This is a genomic window from Thiolapillus sp. (assembly GCF_048562965.1).
GTDB classification, from domain to species: Bacteria; Pseudomonadota; Gammaproteobacteria; order Chromatiales; family Chromatiaceae; genus Thiolapillus; species Thiolapillus brandeum_A.
The window spans coordinates 1-1537 of record NZ_JBHNMF010000713.1 but is presented as its reverse complement, the minus strand read 5'-3'; the positions used below and the strand labels follow the sequence as shown (position 1 = coordinate 1537).

Annotated in this window: 2 protein-coding genes; one reads left to right on the top strand and one right to left on the bottom strand. The window is 50.7% G+C overall.

Annotated features, from left to right (window positions below):
- The coding region (locus ACOCD2_RS19455; protein ID WP_419620632.1) for a hypothetical protein at nucleotides 1-184 on the bottom strand (184 nt) is incomplete at its 3' end.
- 153 nt (nucleotides 185-337) lie between these two features.
- Here ACOCD2_RS19455 and ACOCD2_RS19450 point away from each other — a divergent pair.
- Complete coding sequence (locus ACOCD2_RS19450) at nucleotides 338-1402, top strand: ParB/RepB/Spo0J family partition protein (RefSeq protein WP_293649029.1); 1065 nt, start codon at nucleotides 338-340, stop codon at nucleotides 1400-1402.
- The last annotated feature ends 135 nt before the right edge of the window (nucleotides 1403-1537 follow it).

Sequence of the window (1537 nt, the reverse complement as noted above, 5' to 3'; positions counted from 1 at the left end):
GCGCCAGAGGGAAAACAAAGTAGGCCTCCGAACGCGGCATCCAGTCATATGGGAGCCAAGTACGGAGCAGCAACGAGCTTGCGAGGTTGTTGCGTAGTGCTGGGTGACCAGGACTGCTGGGGCACCAATAGGTTGTTAAAGGCCGAGTCGATTTTGGGGACTGGGATGTCCCAAAATCTATCACGAGGCCGAAGACACGCTTGATTTATCGCCCTGCCACCAGGGCAACAGTCTCTGCGCCGCCGACGGCAAACAGGATATTGGTGGTGCCCATGAAAAATTCCTGCCTTCTTGATACAATGTAGTCTCAAGACTACATTATTGCCGCTTACCGCTTATGTGCCAATACTTATTCACTGATGCTATTGCATTATCCTGTAAACGCCCAAAGGGATACGCCATTGTCCGCCCGAGCGCTGATGAAATCCAAATCTACGGCCAAAGCGGCATCATCCCTCCTGTAATGGTAAAGCCGACTAAAGAAAATACCTATACCCTGATACAGGGAGAAAAATACTGGATGCTGGCGCAAACATTGCAAATGGAACAGATTCCGGCGTTCGTGGTTTCTGACTTGAGAGAAAGTGACGAAAAGGCGCTCATCATGTTCGACTTACGAAGCCATGGTGCCAAACTTGATCCAATTACAGAGGCCATATCGCTCAAACAACTGCTCGATGACGGGGTGTATAAGTCACAGGCAGAACTGGCCCGATACCTAGGATTGCATCGTTCTGCCGTCCACCATAAGCTCCAGCTGCTCAAACTCGACCCGAAGGTTAAGAAGAGTTTATCGCTCAATCAGTTGACCCCTCTTCACGTTCGGACGCTCCCGGGCCTACCCGCTGAAGCTCAATGGGCATTAGCGCAGTGTATGCTCAGTGAACGCTTATCGGCTCACCAGAGTAATCGCGTGGTGGCGATTTATCGCGCAAACTGGAAACAGGCCAATGTAAATGACTTTTCTCCGGATGTTTTGGCGGAACAAGCACTACAGGCGTTAAAGAAGACAAGTGCTCCCAAGGGTGACGGGAAGGTTAACTCAGTGACCGTTGATGGCGATATGGACGAGGGTACTTACAATGCACTATTGAATCTATTGGGAAGCGAGCGCAAATTAGCTCCTCATAAAGATATCGATGTCGCGGCCCTGGAGCAGAATATCAGCGATAAAGTCGGCTACATCTGCCGGATCCAGCTCCTGCCATCTGGGGCAGGAGAATACGCTTTTCGTTACGATGGAGAAATGGGCGACTACCTACAGGACGACCTCGAAATATTGCTTGGCAACCATTATCGGGTAAGTCGGGTGGAGAAAAATAAGGAATCGAATGGGTGGGCCTGTGTATTGTTCTCGAATGGCACTGAAGCCAACGATATCGCGGACCGGTTGTTGCGTTAATGGACGAGTTAAGTCGACTTAACTATGCGTCGGGATGCAGCGCCATTTTTTTGGCTTGACATTTTCACTCGCCCTGACAGGTAAAGAAACAGGCTGTCGCGCCTTCGCTGCCAGCCATGGAGAGCGAAGCGAAGG